The 14,524-nt window shown below is 62.9% G+C and carries 16 protein-coding genes; 14 read left to right on the top strand and 2 right to left on the bottom strand.

From position 1 onward, the window contains the following. Positions 1-25 precede the first annotated feature (25 nt). The 3 genes from tpiA to B2V90_RS12320 all read left to right on the top strand — a co-directional run bounded on the left by tpiA (position 26) and on the right by B2V90_RS12320 (position 2,999). Complete coding sequence (gene tpiA, locus B2V90_RS12330; protein ID WP_228220750.1) at positions 26-787, top strand: triose-phosphate isomerase; 762 nt, start codon at positions 26-28, stop codon at positions 785-787. 121 nt (positions 788-908) lie between these two features. Next, positions 909-1,277 carry a preprotein translocase subunit SecG gene (gene secG / locus B2V90_RS12325; RefSeq protein WP_009822399.1) on the top strand — a complete coding sequence of 123 codons (369 nt, stop codon included), beginning with the start codon at positions 909-911 and terminating at the stop codon, positions 1,275-1,277. 90 nt (positions 1,278-1,367) lie between these two features. Further along, positions 1,368-2,999 (top strand): CTP synthase, encoded by a 1,632-nt coding sequence (locus tag B2V90_RS12320; RefSeq protein WP_228220751.1) that lies wholly within the window; start codon positions 1,368-1,370, stop codon positions 2,997-2,999. Positions 3,000-3,062: 63 nt separating this feature from the next. On the opposite strand, the gene B2V90_RS12315 is transcribed toward B2V90_RS12320, so the two are convergent. Then, positions 3,063-4,199 (bottom strand): PQQ-dependent sugar dehydrogenase, encoded by a 1,137-nt coding sequence (locus tag B2V90_RS12315; RefSeq protein ID WP_228220878.1) that lies wholly within the window; start codon positions 4,197-4,199, stop codon positions 3,063-3,065. A 184-nt stretch (positions 4,200-4,383) separates the two neighbouring features. Between B2V90_RS12315 and rimP the strand changes: the two genes are divergently transcribed. From rimP to B2V90_RS12275, 8 genes are all read left to right on the top strand, one after another. Beyond that, complete coding sequence (rimP, locus tag B2V90_RS12310; protein ID WP_293921493.1) at positions 4,384-4,908, top strand: ribosome maturation protein RimP; 525 nt, start codon at positions 4,384-4,386, stop codon at positions 4,906-4,908. A 14-nt stretch (positions 4,909-4,922) separates the two neighbouring features. After that, positions 4,923-6,491, top strand: coding sequence for a transcription termination factor NusA (gene nusA, locus B2V90_RS12305; RefSeq protein ID WP_009822394.1), 1,569 nt, complete (start codon positions 4,923-4,925; stop codon positions 6,489-6,491). A gap of 5 nt (positions 6,492-6,496) precedes the next feature. Then, positions 6,497-6,730 (top strand): tautomerase family protein, encoded by a 234-nt coding sequence (locus tag B2V90_RS12300; protein ID WP_228220752.1) that lies wholly within the window; start codon positions 6,497-6,499, stop codon positions 6,728-6,730. A 63-nt stretch (positions 6,731-6,793) separates the two neighbouring features. Continuing rightward, the gene (locus B2V90_RS12295) at positions 6,794-7,453 is read left to right on the top strand and encodes a DUF448 domain-containing protein (protein ID WP_228220753.1); all 660 of its coding nucleotides are present in this window, start codon (positions 6,794-6,796) and stop codon (positions 7,451-7,453) included. Positions 7,454-7,521: 68 nt separating this feature from the next. After that, complete coding sequence (gene infB, locus B2V90_RS12290) at positions 7,522-10,092, top strand: translation initiation factor IF-2 (RefSeq protein ID WP_228220754.1); 2,571 nt, start codon at positions 7,522-7,524, stop codon at positions 10,090-10,092. Positions 10,093-10,214: 122 nt separating this feature from the next. Further along, positions 10,215-10,616, top strand: a complete 402-nt coding sequence (gene rbfA / locus B2V90_RS12285; RefSeq protein WP_228220755.1) for a 30S ribosome-binding factor RbfA — start codon at positions 10,215-10,217, stop codon at positions 10,614-10,616. 95 nt (positions 10,617-10,711) lie between these two features. Further along, positions 10,712-11,581: an alpha/beta hydrolase family protein gene (locus tag B2V90_RS12280; RefSeq protein WP_228220879.1), complete on the top strand. Its 870-nt coding sequence runs from the start codon at positions 10,712-10,714 to the stop codon at positions 11,579-11,581. 10 nt (positions 11,582-11,591) lie between these two features. After that, a complete protein-coding gene (locus B2V90_RS12275) occupies positions 11,592-12,170 on the top strand; it encodes a thymidine kinase (RefSeq protein ID WP_228220756.1) in 579 nt (192 codons plus the stop codon). Positions 12,171-12,173: 3 nt separating this feature from the next. Here B2V90_RS12275 and B2V90_RS12270 read toward each other — a convergent pair whose 3' ends face one another. Then, positions 12,174-12,869: an HAD family hydrolase gene (locus B2V90_RS12270; protein WP_228220757.1), complete on the bottom strand. Its 696-nt coding sequence runs from the start codon at positions 12,867-12,869 to the stop codon at positions 12,174-12,176. Between the two features lie 61 nt (positions 12,870-12,930). On the opposite strand from B2V90_RS12270, the gene truB reads away from it, so the two are divergent. From truB to B2V90_RS23170, 3 genes are all read left to right on the top strand, one after another. Beyond that, entirely contained in the window at positions 12,931-13,869 is a 939-nt protein-coding gene (truB, locus tag B2V90_RS12265; RefSeq protein ID WP_228220758.1) for a tRNA pseudouridine(55) synthase TruB, read from the top strand. Positions 13,870-13,886: 17 nt separating this feature from the next. Next, positions 13,887-14,156: a 30S ribosomal protein S15 gene (rpsO, locus tag B2V90_RS12260; protein WP_009822385.1), complete on the top strand. Its 270-nt coding sequence runs from the start codon at positions 13,887-13,889 to the stop codon at positions 14,154-14,156. A 213-nt stretch (positions 14,157-14,369) separates the two neighbouring features. Continuing rightward, positions 14,370-14,524, top strand: a 155-nt coding sequence (locus B2V90_RS23170) for a hypothetical protein (protein ID WP_414711604.1), incomplete at its 3' end; no start/stop codon positions are given.

Below are 14,524 nucleotides of genomic sequence, written 5' to 3'. Positions count from 1 at the left end.
GCAATAATCACAGGGGACTTGGCGGATGAACAGGCGCAAGCTGGTTGTCGGCAACTGGAAGATGAACGGGATGCGCGCGCATCTGGATGAAGTGGAGGCGATCGGCCGGGTCGCGGCGGCGCATCCAGACGTCGAAGTCGGGCTATGCCTGCCCGCGACGCTCATCATGGCGGGGTCCGAACGGCGCGGCGCGGCCTTCATCGGCGCGCAAAATTGTCATATGGATATCAGTGGGGCCTATACCGGTTCGCTATCGGCCGACATGCTGGCCGAAGCCGGCGCGACCTGGGTCATCACAGGTCATAGCGAACGACGCGAGGCGCGGGGCGAAACCAATGCCGATATCGCGGCCAAATCGGTGGCGGCGCACAAGGCGGGGATCAACGTCATTCTGTGCGTCGGCGAAACCCTGGCCGTGCGAGACGCCGGTCGCGCCGAACAGGTTGTCGCGGATCAACTGCTCGCCTCCCTGCCCGAAGGCGCGGCGGCGGATTGGCTCGCCGTCGCCTATGAGCCGATCTGGGCGATCGGCACCGGCCGAATCCCGACCATGGAAGCGGTCGCGACCATGCACGCGGCGCTGCGCAAGGCGCTGGCGAGCCGGATCGGCGCGGAAGCTGACATGATGCGCATTCTTTATGGCGGATCGATGAACGGCGACAATGCGGCCGACCTGATGGCGCTGGCGGATGTCGATGGCGGCCTCGTCGGTGGCGCGAGCCTCTCTGCGGCCAAATTCGCGCCGATCATCGAAGCGGCCGACCAGCGGATGAAAGCCGCGGCGTAAAACTCACGCGCAGGCGCTGGGCGGGAAAGGACCGGGCGGGGGCGCCGGACATGGTTGCCCCCGCGCGCCTTCGTCGCTATGTGCGCGCCAACGCTTTTTTCTTGTCCCGGACACCTGTCGCATGTTCACCTTCCTCCTCGTCGTGCAGGCGATCATCGCCGCCTTGCTGGTCACCGTCATCCTCATGCAGAAATCGGAAGGTGGCGGTCTGGGTGTCGGCGGCAGCCCGGCCGGCTTCATGTCGGCGCGCGGTGCGGCGGATTTCCTGACGCGATCGACCACGATCCTCGCCAGCGTCTTCGTGCTGTTGTCGATCGTCATGGCGGTGATCGCGTCGGTGCGTCATGCGCCCAGCGACATTGACACCTCGCTGGTGAAGCAGGCGCCCGCAACGCAGAGCGCGCCGGCGACTACTGACCCGCTGGCTGGCGCTGCCGCCAATGCGGCGTCCGCGCCCGCGTCCAACGACGCGGTTCCGCTCGCCAACTAAACCTTCCGCCGATCTTCCGATCTTTTTTTGAGCGCGCGTGGATTCGCGCGCTTGCCCTTTGTTGTTCCGAAAGGCTAAGCCTCTCCTCCCATGACGCGGTATATTTTCATCACCGGCGGCGTGGTCTCCTCGCTTGGCAAGGGCCTGATGGCCGCTTCGCTCGCAGCCCTTCTGCAAGCGCGAGGTTTCCGTGTGCGAATCCGGAAATTCGACCCCTATCTCAACGTCGATCCGGGCACGATGAGCCCCTACCAGCATGGCGAAGTCTATGTGACCGACGACGGGGCCGAGACCGATCTTGACCTGGGTCATTATGAGCGCTTCACCGGCGTGTCGGCGCGCCAGTCGGACAATGTGACGCAGGGACGCGTCTATCAGACGATCATCCAGCGCGAACGGCGCGGCGATTATCTGGGCGCGACGGTGCAGGTGATCCCGCACGTCACGGATGAGATCAAGGCGTTCGCGACGGCCGACACCGATGACCTGGACTTTGTGCTGTGTGAGATTGGCGGCACCGTTGGCGACATCGAATCGCTGCCCTTCATGGAAGCGATTCGCCAGCTGCATAATGATCTGGATCGCGGCCAGTCGATCTTCGTCCACGTAACGCTGGTGCCCTATATCGCCGCCGCAGGCGAATTGAAGACCAAGCCGACGCAGCGCAGCGTGCGCGATCTCACCTCGCTTGGCATCCAGCCCGATATATTGCTGTGCCGCTGCGAGCATCCGCTGCCCGATAGCGAGCGCAAGAAGATCGCGCTCTTCTGCAACGTCCGCCCCGAGGCGGTGATCCCCGCGCGCGACGCCAAGAGCATCTATGCGGTGCCTGAACAATATCATGCCGAAGGGCTGGACCGCGAAGTCCTGCGCGCCTTTGGGATGGGCGACGCGTCACCGCCAAAGCTCGACCGCTGGGTCGACATCATGGATCGTCAGCTCAATCCCGAAGGGGAAGTGACGATCGGCGTCGTCGGCAAATATGTCGGCCTGCTCGACGCCTACAAATCGCTCTATGAGGCGCTCAACCATGGCGGCCTCGCCAACCGGGTGAAGGTCAACGTCAAGTGGATCGACGCGGAGTTGTTCGAGAAGGGCGACGACCTTGCGGCCAGTCTTGAGCCTATGCACGGTATCCTGGTACCCGGCGGCTTTGGCGTACGCGGATCGGAAGGCAAGATCGCCTCGGTCAGGTTCGCGCGTGAACGCAATGTGCCTTTCTTCGGCATTTGCCTTGGCATGCAGATGGCCTGCATCGAAGGGGCGCGGAACACGGCCGGCATTCCCGACGCATCCACCACCGAATTTGGCGAGACGTCTGAACCGGTCGTCGGCCTGATCACCGAATGGATGAGCGCGGAAGGCTTGCAGAAGCGCACCGCCGAGACCGATCTGGGTGGCACGATGCGGCTGGGGGCCTATCCCGCCAAGCTGACCGGCAACAGCGTCGTCGCGGGCATTTACGGCGTCGATGACATCAGCGAACGGCATCGCCATCGTTATGAAGTCAATGCCGGCTATCGTGAGCGGCTGGAAAAGGGCGGCCTCATCTTCTCGGGCATGTCACCCGATGGAACTTTGCCCGAAATCGTCGAGCGACCGGATCATCCCTGGTTCGTCGGCGTACAGTTCCACCCGGAACTCAAGTCCAAGCCCTTCGACCCGCATCCTCTGTTCGCCAGCTTCATTGAAGCAGCGGTGAAGCAGAGCCGATTGGTATGACGCACCGCTAATTCCGTTCGCGCTGGTCGAAGCATTTGTTACGGCCAGCGCGAACGAGCAGGTTTATCCCGCCGGCGTCAGTTTCAGCATCCGTCCCTGCGATCCCTGGCCGCCATCCTCCAGCAGCCACAATGCGCCGTCCGGTCCCTGTTCGACTTCGCGAATGCGTGCGCCCATGTCCCACTGGTCGGCCTTTGAGGCCTTCTCGCCGTCCAGTTTGACCCGGACCAGGCTCTGGCTGGACAGGCCGCCTATGAACAGGCTGTTTTTCCATTGTGGGAAGAGATCGCCCGAATAATAGAGTAATCCGGCCGGTGAAATGACAGGGTTCCAGCTGACCTTTGGCGCTTCGAAACCATCGCCGGGGGCGTGGTCGGGGATTGGCCTTCCGTCATAATGGTCGCCGTTCGACACCTTGGGATAGCCATAGTTGAGGCTGGGTTTGATCAGGTTCACCTCGTCACCGCCCTTTGGTCCCATTTCCTGCTCCCACAGCCGCCCGTCCTTATCGAACGCGATTCCCAGGAGATTGCGGTGGCCATAGGACCAGATGGCGGGATCAAAGCCCTTGGCGGCGAGGGGGTTGCCGGCCGCTGGTGTGCCGTCCGGATTGAGGCGCAGCACCTTGCCAAGTGTCGCCTTGGGGTCCTGGGCGGGATCGAATTTTTGTCGCTCGCCATTGGTGAAGAACAGATATTTGCCGTCGGGTGAAAAGGCGATCCGCCCCGAATAATGGCCATTGCCTTCGACATAAGGGCTGGCGCGGAAAATGACCGCCACATCATCGAGCGCGGTCGTCCCATCGCTAGCCTGATTAAATTTCCCCTTGGCCAATGCCACGCCCTTGCCGCCGTCACGGGCTTCTGAAAAGCTGAAATAGACGATTTTGTCCTGCCCAAAGCCGGGCGACAGGACGACATCCATCAGTCCGCCTTGCCCGGCGCTGTCGACCGCGGGAATGCCGGACACGGGAATTTTCGTTCCGTTTTTCGGATCGAACAGGATCATTTCCCCCGCCTTCTCCGTGACCAGCGCGCGTCCGTCCGGCAAGAAGGTCATCGCCCAGGGCGAATCGAAATCGGCGATGATCGATGTCTTGAATGGTTTGTCGGCCGAACTGGCCGTATTCTGGCCCGTGGCGTTGTCCGCCGAACAGGCGATCAGGATGAAGGGCAGGGCGGCAAGCGGAAGGCGGCGCATCATCGTCTCCATTGTCGACGGGGCAATCAATATGGCTGATAGAATGAGCCATCACGAATAATGTTGCAGATATTCGACGCTCCGCCTATATCAGCAATGCTTCCTTACATCGTCAAAAATGTCGGGGTCGCGGGCAGATGCTCGCGGCGACGCGGAAGCGCGCATGATAGTTTCTGGAGATTGCATGGCGGACATCGCCGCACTGACCGCTTTGATAGAACCCGAGGTCCAAGCCTTGGGCTTTGATCTTGTGCGCCTCAAGCTGTTCGGATCGGGTGACGACTACACGCTTCAGATCATGGCGGAAAATCCCAGGACGAAGCAACTGGTCATCGAAGATTGCGCAACCATTTCCCGCCGCCTGTCGGACGTGCTGGATGAAGCCGACCCGATCGAGGAGGCCTATCGTCTGGAAGTCAGTTCGCCTGGCATCGACCGCCCGCTGACACGCCTGCATGATTTCCAGGAATGGGCCGGCCATGAAGCGAAGATTGGCGCGAGCGAGATCGTATCGGGCCGCAAGAGCTTTCGCGGTGTCGTCAACGGCGTGGACGGCGAGGAGATACTTTTCACCGACGCCAAGTCCGGTGACGTCCGAATTCCTTTTGCGCTGGTCGACGAGGCCAAGCTGCTGCTGACTGACGCACTGATTGCTGCTAGTATGCCGCTCTCCTCTGATGGGGCGGACGAATTTGAAACCGAAGAATAAGGGTTCATAAAGTCATGGCCAACGCCATTTCCGCCAACAAGGCCGAACTGATTGCCATCGCCAATTCGGTGGCGAGCGAAAAGATGATCGACAAGGCCATCGTCATCGAGGCGATGGAAGACGCGATTCAGCGCGCCGCGCGCGCTCGTTATGGTGCCGAAAACGACATTCGCGCCAAGCTGGACCCGGATAGCGGTGACCTGCGCCTGTGGCGCGTCGTCGAAGTGGTCGAAACGGTCGAAGATTATTTCAAGCAGGTCGATCTCAAGCAGGGGCAAAAGCTCAAAAAGGACGCAGTGATCGGCGACTTCATCGTCGATCCGCTGCCTGCGATCGACCTTGGCCGCATCGACGCGCAGTCGGCCAAGCAGGTCATCTTCCAGAAGGTCCGCGACGCAGAGCGCGAACGCCAGTATGAGGAATATAAGGACCGCGTCGGCGAAATCATCACCGGCGTCGTCAAGTCGGTCGAATTCGGCCATGTCGTCGTCAATCTGGGCCGCGCCGAGGGCGTGATCCGCCGCGACCAGCAGATTCCGCGCGAAGTCGTCCGCGTCGGCGACCGCATCCGCTCGGTTGTGCTGAACGTCCGCCGTGAAAATCGCGGGCCGCAGATTTTCCTCAGCCGCGCGCATCCCGAATTCATGAAGAAGCTGTTCGCGCAGGAAGTCCCCGAAATCTACGATGGCGTCATCACCATCATGGCCGCCGCCCGCGATCCGGGCAGCCGCGCCAAGATTGGCGTCATCAGCCGCGACAGCAGCATTGATCCCGTCGGCGCCTGCGTCGGCATGAAGGGCAGCCGCGTTCAGGCCGTCGTGCAGGAAATGCAGGGCGAAAAGATCGACATCATCCCTTGGTCGGAAGACACCGCGACCTTCGTCGTCAACGCGCTCCAGCCCGCACAGGTCGCCCGCGTGGTGATCGATGAGGAAGAAGAACGCATCGAGGTCGTCGTTCCCGACGATCAGCTCTCGCTCGCCATCGGCCGCCGCGGCCAGAATGTCCGCCTCGCCAGCCAGCTGACTGGCAAGGCGATCGACATCATGACCGAGGCCGACGCGTCCGAGAAGCGCCAGAAGGAATTCGTCGCCCGTTCCGAAATGTTCCAGAACGAACTGGACGTCGATGAAACGCTCTCGCAGCTGCTGGTGGCCGAAGGCTTTGGCGAGCTGGAAGAGGTCGCCTATGTCACCGTCGAGGAACTGGCCGGAATCGAGGGCTTTGACGAGGATCTTGCCGCCGAGTTGCAGAGCCGCGCGCAGGAAGCGCTGGACCGCCGCGAAGCCGCCGCGCGCGAGGAGCGCCAGGCGCTCGGCGTCGATGATGCGCTGGCCGATATGCCGCATTTGACCGAGGCGATGCTCGTCACTCTGGGCAAGGCGGGCATCAAGACGCTGGACGATCTTGCCGATCTCGCCACTGACGAACTGATCGCCAAGAAGCGTGTCGATCAGCGTCGCCGCAAGTCTGAAACGACCGAGGACAAGGGCGGCATCCTGTCGGCCTATGGTCTCAATGAAGAGCAGGGCAATGAGATCATCATGGCCGCCCGCGCGCATTGGTTCGAAGAGGAAGCCTGACACCCATGCCATTTGTCGACATCCGCCTGGCCGGCAGCGTTACGCGCGAGCAGAAAGCCGCGATCGCTGCCGACGTCACCCAGTCGCTCGTTGAGCGGCTGGGTAAGCCGGCGGCTGCCGTTCAGATCGTCATTTCGGAAGTGTCGCCTGAAAATTATGCGGCCGGCGGTCAGTTGATCGCCGACCGCGCGGCCCCTTCATCCAGGGAGGACGCCAATGCCGCGGACACTCCCCGATGAGAGAATAAGCGCCCTCGACAGCGTTGGACTTGCACCGCTTTCCGTTCTGACGGAGGAGCGCGCATGACTGAACGCAAATGCATATTGACCGGCGATCGCGCCGATCCCGCCATGCTGATCCGTCTGGCCGTCGGGCCGGAGGGACAGATTTTGCCCGATCTGCGCGCCAAGGCGCCCGGGCGCGGCGCATGGATCGGCGTCAGCCGACCCGAACTGGAATCCGCTTTGGCCAAGGGCAAGCTGAAGGCGGCCCTCGCGCGCGCTTTCAAGACCGGCGAATTGCAGATCCCTGATGCGCTGCCCGACCTCATCGAACAGGGGTTGCGCAAGGCGGTGCTTGACCGGCTGGGGCTGGAGGCGCGGGCGTCCATGCTCCTGACGGGTTCGGAAAAGATCGACGTCGCCTGTCGCAAGGGCGACGTCAAATTGCTGCTGCATGCGTCCGACGCGGCCGCAGACGGCAATCGCAAACTGGACCAGGCGCTGCGGGTGGGGCAGGATGCGGAAGGCACGGATCTGGCGGGTATCACCTTGCCTGTGGACCGCGATGCACTATCTATGGCAATGGGGCGCGACAATGTCGTCCACATCGCGATTACCGACTCGCGTGCGGCGGCGCGTCTTCGCGGCGCTATCGGCCGCTTGGAAAGCTATCTGGGTTGCGCTACCGAAGCGCCCGCGCATGGGGAGCCTGCCTCCACCGACGCGCCGGGCGTCGGTTAGGCATCGGGATTGAAGGCGCCGGCGGGCCTATCCGGCCGGAGCGGAAGTGAAGGGTTAAGTTCGAACATATGAGTGACAGCAAGGAAGACAAGCCGGTTCTGGGCCGCAAGCCGCTGGGCATCAAGCGGACCGTCGAATCCGGTCAGGTGCAGCAGCAGTTCAGCCATGGCCGCAAAAATACGGTCGTGGTCGAAGTGAAGCGGCGCCGCGTCCCCATGGGCAAGCCCGGTGAGACGACCGGTGCTGCGCCTGCGGCTGCGCCCGAGGCGAACCCCAAGCCCGCAGCGCCTGCGCCGCAGCGGCCCGCGCCTCCGCCGCCGCCCCGTCCGGTCGCGCAGAACTCCATGCTGTCCCGCAAGGAATTGCAGGAAAAGCTGCTGCGCGAGGCGGAAGAAGCCCGCATGGCCGCTCTGGAAGACGCGCGTCGCCGTGAGGATGCTGCGCGTCAGGCGGCGAGTGAGGAAGAAAAGCGCCGGGCGGAGGAAAATCGCCAAGCCGCTGAAGCCGAGGCGGAGCGCGAAGCTGCGGAGGCGTCCGCGCCTGCGCCCCAGCCGGCGGCCGAAGAACCCAAGGCCGAAGCCGCGCCTGCTGCTGAGCCCGCTCCCGAAGCGGCGCCGGCTGCGCCTGCCACGCCTGCCGCCCCTGCATCGGCGATGCCGCCACCACGCCGCTTCACGCCGGTGACGCCGGCCAAGCGGCCCGAACCGGCCAAGCCCGAGCGTGCCAAGCGGGGCGATGACAATCGTCGCCAGTCTGGCAAGCTGACCGTTACGCGCGCGCTCGCCGACGACGACAGCGCCCGCGCCCGCAGCCTCGCCGCGCTGAAACGTGCGCGGGAGAAGGAACGTCGCGCCCATTATTCGGGCGGCAGCCAGCCGCGCGAGAAACAGTCGCGCGATGTCATCGTGCCGGAAAGCATCACGGTCCAGGAACTTGCCAACCGCATGGCCGAAAAGGGCGCGGATCTGGTCAAGGCCCTGTTCAAGATGGGCACCGCCGTCACGCTTAACCAGCCGATCGACCAGGATACGGCAGAGCTGCTGGTCGAGGAATTCGGCCACCGCATTCAGCGCGTGTCCGATGCCGACGTCGAAATCGGCATGCAGGGCGAGGATGATGCGGCCGAAACGCTGAAAGCACGTCCGCCGGTCGTTACGATCATGGGCCATGTCGATCACGGCAAGACCTCGCTGCTCGACGCGCTGCGCGGCACCAGCGTGGTGTCGGGCGAAAGCGGCGGCATCACGCAGCATATCGGCGCCTATCAGATCAAGACGAAGGGCGGTGACCTCATCACCTTCCTTGACACGCCGGGTCACGAGGCTTTCTCGGAAATGCGCGCGCGTGGCGCCAACGTCACCGACATCGTCATCCTGGTGGTGGCGGCCGATGACGGGTTGATGCCGCAGACGATCGAGGCGATCAATCATACCAAGGCGGCCGGCGTGCCGATGATCGTTGCGATCAACAAATGCGACAAGCCCGAAGCCAATCCGCAGAAGGTGCGTGAGCGCCTGCTGGAGCATGAAGTCATTGTCGAGGATATGGGTGGCGAAACCCAGGACGTCGAAGTGTCCGCGCTCAAGAAGCAAGGCTTGGATACGCTGATCGACAAGATTTTGTTGCAGTCCGAACTGCTCGAACTTGTCGCCAACCCCGATCGCGCCGCTGAAGGCAATGTGATCGAGGCGCAGCTCGACAAGGGCCGTGGCGCGGTGGCGACCATTCTCGTCCGTCGCGGCACGCTCAAGGTCGGCGACACGTTCGTCGTCGGCGCTGAAAGCGGCAAGGTCCGCGCGATGATCAACGATCAGGGGCAGCAGGTGAAATCGGCCGGTCCCTCGACCCCGGTTGAAGTGCTGGGCCTGTCGGGCGTTCCGATGGCCGGCGACCAGATGACGGTCGTCGAAAATGAAGCCCGCGCCCGCGAAGTCGCTGCCTATCGTCAGGAACAGGCGACCAAAAAGCGCACGACTGCCGCGCCGACCAGCTTCGAGCATATGTTCTCGGCGCTCAACACGCAGGTCATCGAATATCCGGTGGTGGTGAAGGGCGACGTGCAGGGGTCGGTCGAAGCGATCGTTTCGTCGCTCAACAAGATTTCGACCGACGAGATCAAGGTTCGCATCCTGCATTCGGGTGTCGGCGCTATCACCGAAAGCGACGTGACGCTGGCCGCGGCCAGCCGCGCGCCGCTGATCGGCTTCAACGTCCGCCCCAATGCCAAGGCGCGTCAGCTGGCGGAACGCGAGAAAATCTCGCTGCGCTATTATGACGTGATCTATGACCTTCTTGAGGAAGTTCGTGGAGAAATGGCGGGCCAGTTGGCGCCGGAACGCATCGAAACGGTCGTTGGCCGCGCCGAAGTGCTTCAGGTTTTCCCGGCAGGCAAGAAGGACAAGGCGGCTGGTCTGCTGGTCCTCGACGGCATCATTCGCAAGGGTCTGGCCGCCCGCCTTACCCGCGACGATGTTATCGTATCGCGCACCAACATCGCCTCGCTGCGTCGCTTCAAGGACGATGTGTCCGAAGTGCGCGCCGGTATGGAATGTGGCGCGGTGCTCCAGGACACCAACGACATCAAGCCGGGCGATATGCTCGAACTGTTTGAGGTCGAGGAGCGCCAGCGCACCTTGTAACGCGCATTCTCCCTCCCGGACATGGGAGGGGCAGGGGGGCGGGCTCGCCCTCTCCGGAAAGTGTAACGGCCGGTGGAGCGAGCCCGCCCCCGGCCCCTCCCGCAAATGGGAGGGGAGGATTTATGTCCAACCAACCCGAAGGTCCCACCGTCCGCCTGTTGCGCGTCGGTGAACAAGTGCGTCATGTCCTGTCCGAAATCCTGCAACGGGGCGACGTTCATGATGACGTGCTCTCCAGCCATGTCGTCAGCGTGACGGAGGTGCGCATGTCGCCGGACCTGCGCCACGCCACTGTCTTCATCAAGTCGCTGCTGGGGCAGGATGAGGATGCGGTGCTGAAAGCGCTGCGGACTAACACGGCCTATCTTCAACGCGAAGTGGCGCATCGCATTCGCCTCAAATATGCCGCAAAGCTCAAATTCCTTTCCGACGAAAGTTTCGACGAAGGCAGTCATATCGACAAGCTGTTGCGCGACCCCAAGGTCGCGCGTGACCTGGATGCGCCGGAGGAGGACGCGGAATAGCTTCGACGGGACGGCTTCCTGTCGCTAGCATCGTTTTTTAAGGCAGGCATAAGGGGTGGCATGTGACGAAGATCGCTTGGGCGGCGGCTGCCGCCATGATGGTTGCAGGCATGGGTCAGGCTCTTGCGCGGGATGCCGCCATTCATTCTGCTGTTATGACAGATCCAAAGCCTGACGCGGCTCATCCCGCAGGCATGAGCGCCTTTGTCATTCCCGCTAAGGACGGCGCAATGAATGCGGTGATGTACACCGCCCAGGGCGGCGGGCTGCACCCGACCTTATTGCTGTTGCACGGCTTTCCCGGCAACGAGCAGAATCTCGATCTGGCGCAGGCGGCGCGCCGGGCCGGCTGGAACGTGCTGAGCCTCCATTATCGCGGCAGTTGGGGTAGTCCCGGCGTGTTTTCCTTCAACAATGCGTCGGAAGATGCCTTCACCGCGCTTCAATTCCTGCAACAGCCCGCCAATGTCGCCCGCTATCACATCGACACCAGTGCGATCGCTGTGGCCGGACACAGCATGGGCGGCTTCATGGCGGCGGATGCGGCAGCAGCAGAGCCGCATGTCGCGGGCCTGTTCCTGATCGATCCATGGGATCCGGCACAGACGGTCACAGCATTGGCGACCCCGGATGGCGAAGCAGCCTGGAAGGCCGAAGTGGAAAGCGACCTGCCGCCTCTTGCCGGGGCAAGCTATGAAAGCCTCACTGGCGAGATCAAAGCGGATGCGGGCAAGTTCGATCTTGGCCGTCGCCTGGCGGGCTATGGCCGTCGGCCGCTCAGCATCATCGGCGCCGAACGCGGTATCGGCGACATGGCGCGCAAGGCGGCCGCCGACGCGCAAGGCGCCAATCCTTCTGCGCGCCTGATGGTTTGGCCTACCGACCACAGCTTTTCCGACAAACGCATCGCGCTGGCCGACGCGCTGGTCCGCTTCCTGGCTGGCGTTGCGCCCACGATCCGCTAGATCCGGCGCGATGGCGAAGCTTTATTTCTACTATAGTTCGATGAATGCGGGGAAATCGACCACCCTGCTGCAATCCGACTTCAACTATCGCGAGCGCGGCATGGACACGATGCTGTGGACCGCCGCTGTCGATACCCGTTACGGCAGCGGGCGCATCGCATCGCGTATTGGGCTGGAGGCACAGGCCCATTTGTTTGAACCGGGTGTCGACCTGCACGCCGCGATCGCCCGGCAGCATGACGCCACGCCCCTGTCCTGCGTTCTTGTGGACGAGGCGCAGTTCCTGACCCGCGATCAGGTGTGGCAACTGGCGGCGGTTGCCGACGCCTTGGGCATTCCTGTGCTCTGTTATGGACTGCGCACCGATTTTCGCGGCGACCTGTTCGAAGGGAGCGCGCATCTGCTGGGCCTCGCAGATACGCTCACGGAGATCAAGACCGTGTGCGACTGCGGGCGCAAGGCGACGATGAACCTGCGCGTCGATGCGCAGGGCAGGGCGATCCAGCACGGGGATCAGACCGACATTGGCGGCAATGACCGTTATGTGGCGCTGTGTCGCAGGCATTTCCTCGCCGCGCTAAACGGCTGATCGTCAGCGCAACGTCGCGATCCAATCGGGTAGCTGGCCGAGCCGCTCCAATTGCACGAAACGCGGGTGCGTGTCGGGCGCAGCCGCTGTTTCATGCGACCAGGCGCCGTCTTGCGGGATGAACGCCGCCCATGCGCCTGCCTCCAGCGCGGGCAGGATATCAGATCGCATCGAATCGCCCGCCATGACGGTCCGATGCGCGTCGATGCCGTGCCGCTCGAACAGCGCCCGGAACGTGTCCGCTTTCTTGTCGCTGACGATTTCTATGCCGGAAAACAGGTCGCCCAGCCCTGAAGCGGCAAGCTTGCTTTCCTGATGCAGAAGGTCGCCCTTCGTCACCAGCACCAGAGGCGCCATAGCTGCCAGCGCGCGCAGCGTATCCTCTACCCCATCGAACAATTCGACCGGATGCGCCAGCAACGCGCGGCCAGCCGCCAATATCTCTTCGATCATCGCGCCAGTCACCGCGTCGCCGGCAAGGTCCACAGCGGTTTCGATCATCGAGAGCGTGAAGCCCTTTGCGCCATAGCCATAGAGCGGCAGGTTGCGGGTCTCGCACGCGATCAGTCGCTCGCGCGTGACCTGCGCTTGCGAAAAGGGGCGCAGCATGTCGAGCAGCGCGTCTTCGGTCGCGTTGAAGTGGCGCATATTATGCCAGAGCGTATCGTCGGCATCGAGGCAGATCAGGTCTATCGTCATGCCAGGGCGTTAGCGGATTAAAGGCTGACAGGACAATATCAGGCAGATAAGGGCGGCCGCCATGCATGGCTGGATCATTCTCGATAAACCCCATGGTCTTGGCTCCACCCAGGCGGTCAGCGCCGTTAAGCGCGTCCTGCGCCAAAGTGGGGCGGGCAAGGTCAAGGTCGGCCATGGCGGTACGCTCGATCCGCTGGCGACCGGCGTGCTGCCGATTGCGATCGGCGAAGCGACCAAGCTGGCCGGACGCATGCTCGACAGCGACAAGGTTTATGAGTTCACTGTCGCTTTCGGTGTCCAGACCGATACGCTCGATCTGGAAGGGGAGACGATCGCGACCAGCGACCACCGTCCAACCCGGGCGCAGGTGGACGCGATCCTGCCCCGCTTCACTGGCCCAATCGAGCAGGTACCGCCCGCCTATAGCGCCATCCTGATCGACGGCCAGCGCGCCTATGATCTGGCTCGCCGGGGCGAGGCGGTAGAGATGAAGACGCGGGCGGTGACGATCCATTCCCTCACTTCCGTCAGGTTCGATCCTGTCGAGAGCCCTCGCCAATCGTTCTCGACAGGTTCGAACCGAACGGAGGATGGGGCTTTGGCCTCCCTTACCCTCACCGCCCACGTCTCCAAGGGCACCTATATCCGCTCCCTGGCCCGCGACATCGCGCTGGCGCTGGGCACCGTCGGTCATGTCACCATGCTGCGCCGGGTGAAGGCCGGGCCGTTCACGCTGGACTCGGCAATTTCGCTGGACATTTTGAATGATGCTGCTACGGGGCATGGCATCGCGCAGTATATGCTGCCGTTGACGGCGGGGCTGGACGACATCCCGGCCCTTTCCGTCAGTCCCGATGAAGCATTGGCTCTCCGTCAGGGGAAGATGCTCATCGGGAAACCGCACACCGGTCTCCTGCTGGCTATGCTGGGTGAAACGCCCATCGCGCTGGTGGAGTCCAGTGGCCCGGACATCCGGGTGGTGCGCGGCTTCAATCTCTAGATACGAAAGGAAGCCCGATGTCGATCACTGCTGAGCGCAAGGAAGCGCTGATCAAGGAACATGCCCGCGCCGAAGGCGACACCGGTTCGCCCGAAGTCCAGGTTGCGATCCTGTCGGAGCGCATTTCCAACCTGACCGAGCATTTCAAGGGTCATCACAAGGATAACCACAGCCGTCGCGGCCTGCTGATGCTGGTCAACAAGCGTCGTTCGCTGCTGGATTATCTCAAGAAGAAGGATGAGGGCCGCTACAGCGACCTCATCGCCAAGCTGGGCCTGCGCAAGTAAGTCTGCTATACAAAGGAACGGCCCCCCACGGGGCCGTTTCCGATTCCGGGATTTCGTCCCTGCCTGTGGCGGGGACATGCAAGAGGGAGATCGCGCAATCCGGTGCGATCCCCGAATACGGAGCCACACGATGCTCCGACACCGCAGCGGGCCGGTTAGCCCGCAGATGAGGCCCCGCCGGGCAATAGGGCCATGGCGGGCGAAGGAAAAAGCATGTTTGATGTAAAGAAAGTTTCGATCGAGCTGGCAGGCAAGACCCTGACTCTCGAAACCGGTCGCATTGCGCGTCAGGCCGACGCCGCCGTGCTGGCGACCTATGGCGAGACGGTGGTGCTGTGCGCCGTGACCGCCGCCAAGTCGGTGAAGGA

It is taken from the genome of Sphingobium sp. UBA5915 (assembly GCF_002431195.1).
Lineage (GTDB): Bacteria > Pseudomonadota > Alphaproteobacteria > Sphingomonadales > Sphingomonadaceae > Sphingobium > Sphingobium soli.
This window is presented reverse-complemented; position numbering and strand designations above follow the sequence as displayed.

What these genes read in the sequence shown, in the direction of transcription:
- rimP (WP_293921493.1), top strand. Translation starts at nt 4,384, where the DNA reads ATGGCGGACATCGCCGCACTGACCGCTTTGATAGAACCCGAGGTCCAA.
- secG (WP_009822399.1), top strand. Translation starts at nt 909, where the DNA reads ATGTTCACCTTCCTCCTCGTCGTGCAGGCGATCATCGCCGCCTTGCTG.
- B2V90_RS12320 (WP_228220751.1), top strand. Translation starts at nt 1,368, where the DNA reads ATGACGCGGTATATTTTCATCACCGGCGGCGTGGTCTCCTCGCTTGGC.
- nusA (WP_009822394.1), top strand. Translation starts at nt 4,923, where the DNA reads ATGGCCAACGCCATTTCCGCCAACAAGGCCGAACTGATTGCCATCGCC.
- B2V90_RS12315 (WP_228220878.1), bottom strand. Translation starts at nt 4,199, where the DNA reads ATGCGCCGCCTTCCGCTTGCCGCCCTGCCCTTCATCCTGATCGCCTGT.
- rpsO (WP_009822385.1), top strand. Translation starts at nt 13,887, where the DNA reads ATGTCGATCACTGCTGAGCGCAAGGAAGCGCTGATCAAGGAACATGCC.
- tpiA (WP_228220750.1), top strand. Translation starts at nt 26, where the DNA reads ATGAACAGGCGCAAGCTGGTTGTCGGCAACTGGAAGATGAACGGGATG.
- rbfA (WP_228220755.1), top strand. Translation starts at nt 10,215, where the DNA reads ATGTCCAACCAACCCGAAGGTCCCACCGTCCGCCTGTTGCGCGTCGGT.
- B2V90_RS12300 (WP_228220752.1), top strand. Translation starts at nt 6,497, where the DNA reads ATGCCATTTGTCGACATCCGCCTGGCCGGCAGCGTTACGCGCGAGCAG.
- B2V90_RS12275 (WP_228220756.1), top strand. Translation starts at nt 11,592, where the DNA reads ATGGCGAAGCTTTATTTCTACTATAGTTCGATGAATGCGGGGAAATCG.
- infB (WP_228220754.1), top strand. Translation starts at nt 7,522, where the DNA reads ATGAGTGACAGCAAGGAAGACAAGCCGGTTCTGGGCCGCAAGCCGCTG.
- truB (WP_228220758.1), top strand. Translation starts at nt 12,931, where the DNA reads ATGCATGGCTGGATCATTCTCGATAAACCCCATGGTCTTGGCTCCACC.
- B2V90_RS12270 (WP_228220757.1), bottom strand. Translation starts at nt 12,869, where the DNA reads ATGACGATAGACCTGATCTGCCTCGATGCCGACGATACGCTCTGGCAT.
- B2V90_RS12280 (WP_228220879.1), top strand. Translation starts at nt 10,712, where the DNA reads ATGATGGTTGCAGGCATGGGTCAGGCTCTTGCGCGGGATGCCGCCATT.
- B2V90_RS12295 (WP_228220753.1), top strand. Translation starts at nt 6,794, where the DNA reads ATGACTGAACGCAAATGCATATTGACCGGCGATCGCGCCGATCCCGCC.